Here is a 12,898-nt window from a genome sequence, read left to right as displayed (position 1 = left end):
CCATCGGCCGTAGTCCATGCATAGCTCACTCCTGCCGCAGTGGATCCTGAACCATCTAAGTTCAACGTAGTTGTTGTACAAGTCAACTCTGCGTCTGTACCTGCATCGGCTGTAGGTAAAGTATTAATAGCTATTGATTGCGATGAGCTATTAGAGCATGTTCCAGGTGTAGTATATGTTACTAAATAGGTGTTTGCTGTCGATGCACTCACATCTATTGCTCCAGTTGAGGCGTTGATTGACAATCCTGCAGGACTACTGGTAAAAGTACCACCACCAACTCCTGTAATGGTCGGTGTTGGATCTGCATCATCTTGACAATATGATGACCCTGAATAGCTAAAAGTCGCATTTTCTAATGGGTCAATCGTTACCGATGTAGTGGTCGTATTTGGACAGGTACCATCCGTAAAGCTATAAGTAACCGTATAGGTTCCCGGTGTACTTGTTGTCAGATTGATCGCTCCCGTTGTTCCATCAATTACCAAGCCTGCCGTACTGCTATAGGTTCCGCCCGATTGGCCCGTTCGGGTAACCGTTGCCGTGCCAGTAGCACAATAAGGTGACCCCGCATATGAAATTGTGGCTGTTGGCAACGCATCGATCGTTAAGGTTACTGCTGTTCTTGTTGCACTTGAACAACTTGTAGCAGGGTCAGTTTGTTCAGCATAATAAGTTATAGAACCAACACCTGTTTGTGTAGGGTTTGCAACTGTACTTCCACCAACCAATGCATCATACCAAACTACATTTGTTGTTGACACTAAAGCATCATTTGCATCTAACGTTTGTCCCGAATTACATTCTGCAATATCTCCATTACTTACTGGTGCCGCAACTGTACTTTTAACCGTAATGGTTACCTCGTCATAGTCATCCTCATAGATTTTAACAGTTCTTACAGCAGTAAAATTAGTTGCTCCGGTTTGAGCTGTAGTTACTGTTGCCGTATTCACCAAATCAGATCCAGCAGTTATGTTTGCTGCAGTAACTGTATAAGAAGTAGTATAAGTCCAAGTTTCACCAATATTTAATGTACCATTCGCGGAAATACTTTCTGTTGGGCCAGATAGGGTTAACGTAGTTCCGTTCAACACATCGGAAATAGTTATGCCCGTTAGGTTTTGGTCACCATTATTGAACAGTTCTATCCTATAATTTAGTACCGTTCCTGCTTCTGAAACACCAGTGTTTCCTACGGTTTCTAGATTAGTTACCGTTAACGAGGGAGTTTGGGCATAAGTTTGAACAACAAAAAATCCAAAAAGCAGGGCTATTATGTATTTTTTGAATCTATTCATTCGTATTAGTTGATTGTGTTGATAGGTCTGTGTCATTATAGTTTTTCTTAAAAACCGTTAAGGGTTGAATCTCAATTTTTGTATTATTAACATTCAGCATACCACAAACAAAACCATTACATAGGTGAATAAACTCATTAAAAGTCTCTTTTTGTGACTTAAAGCTCATCCATTTCCTTAGTTTGGTTCTGTTTATAACGTCATTGTTTGCAATTCCTTGCGTTGTTCTGTATTCAATTTTAAATTTAGTTGAATCAACTGTTCCTGAATTCTTAAATATTTTGATTATCAATACTTCTTTTAAAAGGTTTAATATTCTACTATGTCGATTATTTTTAGATACAAATACTTGCTTAGATATAATCATGCTTATCTCTGTCTTATGATTAAACAACTTTAGCCAAAATATTACTACCATAATCTCTTGCTTTTATTGACCATTATTTGGCGTTGAATCAGGGTCTGAAACTGAACTATTTATAATTTCCGCTTGGTTTTTAAACTCTCCGCAAACATCTACCGTAACTGTATAGGTTAATGTGATTGAACTACCTGAGGTGAGTTGGTAACTTCCTACATCCCAGTCCAGAATACGGGTACCTGAGTTATAGCTTACCGTACCTTGACTTGTAGAATAGTTTGCAGGGATATGTGTATAGGTAAAATCCGTTGGGATAATATCGGTTGCCTCAATATTTGTTGCTGTTGAAGGTCCATCGTTAGTTATCGTAATAGTAAAAGTAATATCATCCCCCTGATCAGGATTGCTATTGTTAACCGTTTTGGTAAGGTTTAGGTCAGCTCTGTTTATGGCATCCCTAAAGTCTACGTCACCGCCACTATTGGCATCAAAATCCACATCAGGTAAAATAACAGGAGCGGTTAAGGGATTGTCAATAGTTCCCCCCGGATCCGAATAATCTGCTGTGGCATCCGTATTATCATCCAGACCATCTCCATCTGAATCGGAATTTGCCAAGGTAATTCCAGCTTCTGTAGTATCGTTTGCACCCTCATTATCTGAATCTAAATCTAAATAATCTGGGTTGTCCGTACCGTCCGTGTTGGTCGGTGTTAAACCAGATGTATAATTTGTAAATACACCATTTGTATTGACCGTTCCACTTGGTGCTGTATAACCTATTGTAGTCTGTGCCTCTACATTGTCCGGTATACCGTCTCCGTCACTATCCAGATCTAAAAAGTTGGGATTTGTATCGGCATCATTGTTAGCCAATGTATAATTTACACGTTCTCTATCAGGATCGTCTTGAACAACATTGGGTATACCGTCTATACCTACAGCACCATTTACTACTCCATTGGTATGTGCTTGACCATGGCCCGCCTCTACGGCATCGAATATGCCATCGTTATCACTATCTAGGTCAAAAGCGTCTATTACGCCATCGTTGTCCGTGTCTTGGCAACCCCCCGATTCTACAACACTTACATAATCTATATCTGCTCCGGCAGCAGTAGAGCCTGATGGAGGTGTAGCTTGAAATTGAATGGTGGTTTGTGCAGTAGTGGCTGTAAAGGTTTGGCTATAGTAAAACCAATTTCTTGGGCCTATAACTCCAGCAATTGGTCCTTGAGCCACCGCTGTAATAGTTTCATTTATTAATGGATTGTTGGCCGCGTCCAACACATCTACATCCAAAGTAATAGCGGCACCATTGCCATGACCTACATCTTCGCCCCAGTGAAAAGAAAATATGTAAGAGTTTCCAGGAACGGTATTGATAGTTTGAGACATGGTACCATTGATACCGCCCGTTACGTTATTATTACCAACGAGATCTACATATTGAGCACCTTGATAAGCTGTGGCAAAACTATTTGATGACCAAGACGGGCTTTGACCACCTACCCAACCATCCATATTTTGTGTATAGGTCCATCCGTATAATGTGTTAGAATTGTATGTAGCCCCTATAAATGTACCCGAAGCATCTGTGAATCCGCTAGGAAAAACTGTGGCATCCGAAAAATCCTGTGCTTCAAAATTACCATTTATAACCAAGTTACCGCAACCTTCGTCGGTATCTAAAATACCGTCGTTGTCATCGTCAAAATCCTCAGCATCTACAATACCGTCGTTGTCATTATCAGGTCTGTCATCTTGTGCATCCCTAAAGTCGACATCACCACCTGTAGTTGCGTCGTTGTCAGAATCCAGTAAAGCAAGTGGCCCTGTTAGGGGATCATCAATTGTACCACCTGGATCATCGTATCCTGACGTATCTGCATCAACACCATCATCTAGGCCGTCATTATCAATATCTACGCCATTTAAAGCAATTCCTGCCTCCGCAGTATCGTTAAGGGCATCATTATCAGAATTGGTGTCAGTATAATCTGGATTGTCTGTTCCGTCTGTATTGGTTGGGGTAATACCTTCGCCAGAACCAGGTGTGGTCTCATAAGCATCATCCAAACCATTAAAGTCGGTATCATTTCCACTCGGAGCAGTATAACTTAAAGTAGTTTGAGCCTCGACATTATCTGGGATACCGTCTGCGTCCGAATCCAAGTCTAAATGGTCAGCAATATTGTCACCGTCTAAATTATCATCAATACAAATAACCTGTATGTTAATCGGTGCACGTGGGTTGCCGTCAACTTGCACTCGCATTGCTGTAATAAATCCGTTAGATTCAATTAAGAAATTGTTGGGTGAAGCGGATGAGTAGCTGGTATTCCCTTGAAGTTCCAACGCATTTACATCTGGATTGTTTTGGTCGACAAAATCACCTTCAATAATTGTAAAACCTCCAGTAGCATTGAAATAAATTTCATCGTTAGTACCTAAAAATCCACCAACACTTATCGATTTTGTAATAGCAACTTTTACAGGTTTGGTAAATGTAATATCATAATAGGACCCTGTAGTATAATCTTGAACACTTGCGTTGGAGCCAAGTAATGCTAAATCGCCATTATTATTTACCGGATCAGGTGTATTTGCACCATTTTGATTAAATGTTGCGGCGACATCAACTGTAATTCCATTAGTATTTGTTAAGGTATGGGAAAGAACATCATAAGACGCGTTTATATTACTAAAATTTATAGGTTGACTTCCGCCACATTCTTCAGTGTCTAAAATACCATCATTATCATCGTCAATATCGCAAACATCATTTATCCCATCATTATCAGTATCAACACCAGATGGATCTGTACAAGGTTGGTTTAATGTTACTGTTGCCGTATCGCTCTTGCCCGATCCGGGACATACGGCGACGGTAGCATCTGAAATAGTATATGTAAACGATGTACCTGAAAATGGTGTACCGGCACTATACGTATAAGTAACCAATCCTGCATTGGCATCATCTATGACCACCGAGCCGACAGCGGGCTGGGTCACACTTTCAATAGAAAAATTATCGCCATCAGGTTCAGTGTCGTTCTCAAATAAACTAAACTGTACCGAAACTGTATTTTGGTAAGGCACAATATATTCATCATCATTTGCAATAGGTGCGTTAGGGTTTTGCAACGTTTCAGCATCTGTTGTAGTTAACGTATAATGATTAGTACCTGATATTGTACTCGGCTGTGCTACCGCGGTTGCAATTAATCTAGTAATTGCACCTGCAGCATTATTGTAAAGATTTGGATAATGAACTTCAATTAAATACGGTTGGTTTTCTCCTAACGGCAATCCAAAATGAACTTGGGGAGATTGTTGGGTACCATGGCCAAAAGATCCGTTTACTTGTCGTAATCCACTAACTATATTACCGTCACAATCTCGAATTAAAACATTGGTGCCAATTGCTGTTCTTCCTGAAAACCCTCCAGTTGTCCCATCAGGATTTCTATCTTCGGACACGTTTACAATCAAATGACTGTTTCTATTGGCAGCGGCTAGGTTGTTTATATATAGTCGGTTAGCTCCTCCGTTAATGTTCATATAAATATCTAAATCGCCATCATCATCCACATCAACCATAGTGGTTCCTTCGCCATCGGCACCTGTATTAAATGATTGAGCGGCATCAAGAACAAAAGTCATTGCCGTACCACTACCAACAGTTCCGGGAGCTGGGCTTGGACTGTTTAATTGATTAATGTACAAATAACTTCTGTTATCGCCTACTAAAATTATGTCTATATCACCGTCATTGTCAATATCGCCACCTGCCAAAGCGTCAATACCAGCAGAAGAGGTTGTATTATTCGTGTTTGAAGGCTGTGGTAAACTTGGAAAAACAGCTGCTCCAAGTGCTGTAAACGTACCTCCACCATCATTTCTAAAGATTTGAGTGGTACCATTTTCTGTCCAAACCGCATCTAAATCACCGTCATTGTCCAAATCCCACAACCCGTTACCGCCCTTATTGCCGTTTTCGGCCTGGCCCAAATCGGCCCCATTTACATTATCAAAAACACCGCCGAGATTTAAGAAAAAGTCCTTTTCATCGCGTTTACGCATAAAAATATCTACCCATCCGTCATCGTTAACATCTGCGGCAGTACCGTAATCTCCATCTGTGGCATATTGGTTTAAACCAAAATCCACATTAGGAGAACCATTGCTTGTGGTAATATGTGTAAATAAATTCGATGCGGTAGGTGTTGGACTTGTATAGGTATTTGTAGTATGATCTATAAAATTATTTCTAAGGAGTTCAATTCCGTAATTATGACTATCAAAAAAGATATCAAGATCACCATCTCCCTCAAAATCAAAAAGTCCCAGGCCTTCTGTATTTAAAGGATTAATTGTAATAGTAGCACTAGCATTTTCACCAACAGTAATAGGAGTTGTACCTCCAATACCATCGCCAAAAGTTCCAGAAGGGTTTTGTATAAATATCTGCAATGCTACTACACTTGGGTTATTTCCATGAGAATTCATGATAAAATCTGGTCGACCATCATTATTTATATCTCCCCAGGCGGCAGACCTCTCAGCTGGGTCACCAGCTATCATACCAGGAGCTAAAGTAGGTTGAACATTTGTGAAGTTATTCGTGCCAAGACCTATGCGGTTATTACGCATTAAATAATTGCGTTGCGAAGTACTATTAACAAGGACAAGTGCGTCCAAATCGCCATCACCATCATAATCCGCCCAAGCATGGCCACCGTCTTTATTGCCACCAATATTTAACCCGTAGGCGGTTGCACTTTCAGTAAAAGTAGTTTGGGCTACTATAGGGTAAGATAATAATAACACCAAGGTTATTAGAAGTGCATTTAATTCTTTTTTTAGCTTGATCAAAATTGATATTATTTAATATTAACGTAGTTTTTATTTATATAAAAATTGTTCTTATACAATTAAACAACTAACCATAGAAAAACCCTACTCCGTTTATTAGTCACAGTAAGGCTACAAGTTATTTTAACATTTATAGTTCATTTTATTTTATGAAACCAAATCGTTAAAAAGAAAACTCCAATAAATCTTTTCAATTCTCCACTTATTACTTGAGCAAATATAAATACCTCGACCTAAAATGTTAACATTATGTTGATAACCTAAAATATTTGTTAACAATTTAAATACATTTTGTTAATAGCAAAAACGTAACAGCTTGAAATTTATTGTATTGTGAGTTTTAAAGGGAATAGTAGATTTTGAGTTCGAATATTGTTAATATTCTCTAAATTAAGTAATTCTTTTTTTAAGATGGAATATCAAGTTCTACCAAAATGAATTTTAAATTTATTAAAACCTTGAACTTTATTTCATGACTTTTAAATTTCAATTTTTCAACATATCAATTTCCATTATTAGGTGTGGAATCTGGGTCGGATACTGAACTATTTGTAATTTCCGCTTGGTTTTTAAACTCTCCGCAAACATCGACCGTTACGGTGTATTCTAAGGTAATCGAATCTCCAACCGGCAATACAAAAGCCCCTAAATTCCAATCTAAAGCTCTTGTGCCAGCATTAAATGTTACCGTACCTTGACTTGTTACAAAATTAGGATGAGTATAGGTGAAATCACCAGGGATAATATCTCTAACAATAATTGTAGTAGCATCGGATGGACCATCATTTCTCAAGGTAATAGTAAAGGTAATATCGTCACCGACATCTGGCGTTGAATTATCTACGGTCTTTCTTAAGCTTAAATCAGCTTCACAATCTTGAATGGTTAAAATAACAGCTGTTCTTGAAGCACTCTCGCAATTCGTAGTATTATCTGTACTACCTGCATAATAGGTAATTGTCCCGACGGCATTTAATATTGGGTTCGCCACAATATTACCTCCAGTGGCTGCATCATACCAAACAACACTCGATCCTCCAGGAGCTGTTGCAGTAGCTGTAAGCGTTTGTGTTGGAATTGCAGCACATTCAGTTTGATTTCCTCCACTAACAGGAGCAACAGGAAGTGGGTTTTCCGTAAGTACTATTGCTGTTCTTGTGGCACTTGTGCAACTACTAACAATAATTCTGGTTTCTGCATAATAAGTACCCGGACCAGATGGTGTATATGATGTATTTCCTGACAATAATAATGTACCACCGCTCGGTTGGTCATACCAATCTACGGTTTCGCCGACTCCAACACTGGCAGTTAACGTAGGAATAGATTCTCCAGCACAATAGGATTCATTGCCACCGCTTGTTGGTGCATCTACTACTGGACAATTACAATTTGGTGCTGTAATATCTAAAGTATTTGTACACGTATCTGCATCTTCTGCGGTTAAAGTAATATTAGTACCAGAACTTATATTAGTTATGTTCCATATATTACCAGAAGTATTTGTTACTGTTCCAGAGGTACTTGTTACCGTTCCGCTACTAACTGTAACTTCAACGGAATACGTTAATAAATCTAACGAACAAGTAGGCCCATTAGATATATTAATGATTGGAGCTTGTTCGGTCACGGTTACCGTAGCGGTATCATTGCCCGTACACGGTGCTGTTGCAGTTACCGTATAGGTGTAAACCAATCCAACATTCGACCAGGTGCCTCCTGCATCCGGGGTACCGCCCAACTCTGCAAATAATTCTGCATCGGTCGGGGCAGTTCCTTCACAGACCGTCAACGTTCCGTTCGTGCCCGCATCCGGCTGAGCTTGTTCGGTCACGGTTACCGTAGCGGTATCATTGCCCGTACACGGTGCTGTTGCAGTTACCGTATAGGTATAGACTAATCCTGAGTTCGTCCATGTTCCTCCTGCATCTGGAGTGCCTCCTAACTCTGCAAATAATTCTGCATCGGTTGGGGTTGTGCCTTCACATACGGTTAATGTACCATTGGTGCCTGCATCAGGTTGTGCTTGTTCGGTTACGGTTACTGTAGCGGTATCATTGCCCGTACACGGTGCCGTAGCTGTTACGGTATAGGTATAGACTAATCCTGAGTTCGTCCATGTTCCTCCTGCATCTGGAGTGCCTCCTAATTCTGCAAATAATTCTGCATCGGTCGGAGTAGTTCCTTCACAGACAGTTAAGGTGCCATTGGTTCCTGCATCAGGTTGTGCTTGTTCGGTAACCGTTACGGTCGCCGTATCATTACCCGTACACGGTGCCGTAGCTGTTACGGTATAGGTATAGACTAATCCTACATTGGTCCATGTTCCTCCTGCATCTGGAGTGCCTCCTAATTCTGCAAATAATTCTGCATCGGTCGGAGTAGTTCCTTCACAGACAGTTAAGGTGCCATTGGTTCCTGCATCAGGTTGTGCTTGTTCAGTAACCGTTACGGTCGCCGTATCATTACCCGTACACGGTGCCGTAGCTGTTACGGTATAGGTATAGACTAATCCTACATTGGTCCATGTTCCTCCTGCATCGGGAGTACCTCCTAATTCTGCAAATAATTCTGCATCTGTTGGCGTTGTGCCTTCACAGACAGTTAAGGTGCCATTGGTTCCTGCATCAGGCTGTGCTTGATAGGTCACCGTTACCGTTGAAGTATCATTGCCTGTACAAGGGGCAGTTGCCGCTACTGTATAGGTATAACTTGTAATGCCTGGGGCTAGTGCCGGACTCCATGTACCGCCAGCATCCTCGCCGGTAATGGCAGCATTCAATTGGGCTAAGGTAGCCGTATCACCTGCACATAAATCTAACGTACCATTCGTTCCTGCATCAGGTTGTGCTTGAATAGTAAGTAAAACCTCATCTGAAGTTACTGTGCCACAACTAAATGCACTATCTGTTATAATTACACGATATTGGTAATTATGATACGTTTGTGGTGGAGTTGTTAAATTTAAAATTGGTCCATTGACATTACTATAAACAACTCCATTACTTAAATTAGTAAATGTAGATCCACCATTAGTACTTACTTGCCATTGATAGGTTAAATTTAACCCCGTTGCTGTAACAGAAAAGCTAGCATTTTCACCAAAACAAATAGGATCATCGGCTGGCTGATTCGTAATTACTGGTGTAGCTCCGGCTTCTTGAAAATCGTAAGTGGTATTTCCATTTCCATCGGCTGGAGTGGTGTAGCCATCGGAACCACTTGTAATTAGCCCATTAGAATCTACAGTTATTGATGCTGGGCCAAGTATTCCATCATTATTGTCATCAGTAAAGCCAGCTTCATCTACATCATTACATAAATCATTATCTGAATCTAAATCTAAAAAATCTCTATTATCAGTACCATCAGTATTTGTAACTGTATAATTTAAGTTGCCACTATCTGCAGAAGTTTCAACAGTATTAAAAACCCCATTTGAACCAATATTGGCTGCAGTTATTCCATCAATAATTCCATTATTATCGGAATCATTTACTGCAGATACATTTATAGCTCCACTTTCGATAATATCATAAATACCATCATTGTCTGAATCAAGATCTAAACTATTAATAATACCATCTCCATCTGTATCTAGAATACTGACAACTCCATTACTATTTAGGGTAGAACTATTAGCTGCAGCATAATCAGCGTCTTGATAATTAATTATTCCATCAGAATCATCATCTCCGTTCGGGTCTGAACTCAAGCATGAGAAAGGATTAGGCGGAATTATACTTATAGAAAATGATTGAGAATCAGAACTACCAAAATTTGGAAGATTTGAGGAAGTAAAAACTGGTGTTCCATCGACTACAATTTGATAACTTGCTGTTCCATTACTATTTGATCCGCCAGATCTTGCCATTCCATCACCAAAAGAGTCGAAAATATTGAAAGTATAATTTCCAGAAGTTGAAACAATGAAACTTTGAGAGATTAGTTCATCAGAATTTAGATATGGACCACCACTCGCTACTGTACCTAAAGATGGATCAAGTAAAGTCCATGTAGTTTCATTTTCGTCTTGATCTAAATCTATATCTATGGTAATATTAGCTGTAGTAGAGCCTCCGGTTACTGGATCTGTACCACAGTATTCTTGGGTATCAGTAATACCATCATTATCATCATCTAAATCAACATAATCTATTATTCCGTCTCCATCAGTATCATCGCCTACCGTTAGAGTAGCCGTTGTAGAATTATTCAAATCTACACCTTGGTCATTGGAAAAATTAGTGTTATCCAAAGTATTAGTAAAAACACCGTATTCTGTTGTAACTACATCAAAAGTAATAGTACAAGATGTTCCTACGGGAATACTCATACCACTAGCTGTAAAAGTTGAAGATCCAGCTACAGCTGTGATTGTTCCACCACATGATGTACTTGCATTTGGAGTTGGTGCAATAACCATTCCTGGGGGTAAATTGTCAGTTAATGTAGCTCCAGTCATATTAATTCCTCTACTAGGGTTATCTATTGTAATAGAAACTGTAGAGACATCTCCGACTAAATCCACTTGAGCGGGAGAAAAACTTTTTGAAATTGTTGGTAGAACTATTTCGTTAGAAATAACAAATACCCCTCCCCATACACCTTCACTTGTACTACCCAATTGCACAGCTACCGATGTGGCTGAATTAGGCACATATCCTGAGGCATCAAAAATATCTAAATCATATCCCCAATTATATGGTGTAATATTTGGGTTTCTATTAGGGTTATTAGCACCGAAGATTGAAACTGTTCCATTAAATACATTATTAGCCGGGTTACTTGCATCGGTTAAGGCAACCGCATTAAGATTTATAAAATCTCCCGTAGAGGACGCTTCACCATCCATTCCATAATAACCAACTTTAGTTTCAAATGTTCCCAATGATGGGGTTAAAATCCCTGTTACGTTAAACGAGTCTGTAGCTCCAAAACCAAAAAATTGAAAACCATCCCAGACATTTATTCTACGGCTTTGTTCTGTAGGTTCACTGTAAACAACAACTAAAGTCCAGCCTCCATGTGGCCCTGTAAAAGAACTTCCTGTAGCTAAATTTATATCTGCAACAAAATAATTACCAGAACCCGCACCTTGAACAATACTTGTAACTTCTGCAAAAGACATAAAAGTATTCCAACCAGAAAAAGTTGTTGTTTCTTGATTTCTTTGGCTAGCATTTATTGTTGTATAATTTAAAGCACCAGGTTCCATTAATAAAACCTGATCATTGCTCATTCCAGTTGGGTTTGTAATGCCAGAATTAGAAGAATTGTACATTCCTCCCCAATAGAGACCTGCCCATTCTACAGTTGCTCCAACAGGTATTGCTAATAATGAGCTACTCGAGTTTTGTGTTGCAGCTATACCATCTATATCAACATATACCATATTTGCAGATGGATTGTTCGTTTGTGTACCAGCAGCACAGCCAGAACATTGCATACTGGTATTACCTATGGCTTCAAAGTTTCCAACAATATTAATTGCCGTTCTTTCAGAATAACTCCTTGTAGAATTTGAAAGATTACTAACTGTTACTGTAGTCGAAGCTGTGTAGGTAATTCCTGAAGATGTAACTGTAACAGTAAAAATATAGGTGCCTACTGCAAGACCAGTAATTGATGGATCTTCTAATGATGAACTAAAAGTATAGCCATTTGGCCCAGTTCCGGTCCATGCAAATGTATTTGAAGGGTCAGCAGCTCCAGTTCCTGAAGGATTTGCAAAAAGATTTAATGTAGCACCAACAGAAATTGGAGAGTTAGAGCTTGGGTTTACTATTATACTCCCTCCATTAGTATTTAAATCATTAAAACTGTACGTGGCTCCAGCACCTCCGTTACACGAAGAGTATATTGTAGTGTCAATTATCAATCTCTGAGCTGCACTACATGGTGTATCTTCATCTATTACTCCTCCGTTAAGTACAACTGCTGCCCCAGCTGGCAGTGTAAAATCTACATTTACTATCCAGTCAAGTTCACCACCAGTTTCAATTGAAATTAGTTGAGTGTTTAATCGCGAAGTAGCTCCAATATTTAAAAAATCAGTAGTCCCAATTCCATCACCTATTATAACAGAATTGATAGCCTCAGTTAAATCAGAAGTAAGCGTTACAGAAAAGCCTCCTTCTATATAGACATCATTAGTACCTGTTCCTCCTGTTTGGCCAGGATACTCCGTCACAGCTATCCAGGAAGTACCATCAAAATATTCCCATATGGAAACTGTAGTCCAATTACCAGAAGCAATTGATCTATAATCGCCTACTGATTGAGCAAAAATTTGAGTGGTAAACAGTAATAATAAAACAGTAATTAAACCTCCTATTTTATTTTTAAAATTGGTCAA

4 protein-coding genes are annotated in these 12,898 nt (G+C 39.4%); all 4 read right to left on the bottom strand.

The window, feature by feature from the left end; all coding sequences use genetic code 11:
* Window positions 1-1,301 (bottom strand): DUF7507 domain-containing protein (locus UMM65_RS12070; protein ID WP_462976392.1); only part of this gene is annotated, 1,301 nt, incomplete at its 3' end.
* Complete coding sequence (locus tag UMM65_RS12065; protein ID WP_321976820.1) at window positions 1,294-1,719, bottom strand: hypothetical protein; 426 nt, start codon at window positions 1,717-1,719, stop codon at window positions 1,294-1,296. The genes UMM65_RS12070 and UMM65_RS12065, both read right to left, overlap by 8 nt.
* A 12-nt stretch (window positions 1,720-1,731) precedes the next feature.
* A complete protein-coding gene (locus UMM65_RS12060; RefSeq protein ID WP_321976819.1) occupies window positions 1,732-6,540 on the bottom strand; it encodes an FG-GAP-like repeat-containing protein in 4,809 nt (1,602 codons plus the stop codon).
* 502 nt (window positions 6,541-7,042) lie between these two features.
* Window positions 7,043-12,898 (bottom strand): DUF7933 domain-containing protein, encoded by a 5,856-nt coding sequence (locus UMM65_RS12055; RefSeq protein ID WP_321976817.1) that lies wholly within the window; start codon window positions 12,896-12,898, stop codon window positions 7,043-7,045.

This window comes from Aureibaculum koreense (genome assembly GCF_034296135.1).
Classification (GTDB): Bacteria; Bacteroidota; Bacteroidia; order Flavobacteriales; family Flavobacteriaceae; genus Aureibaculum.
This window is presented reverse-complemented; position numbering and strand designations above follow the sequence as displayed.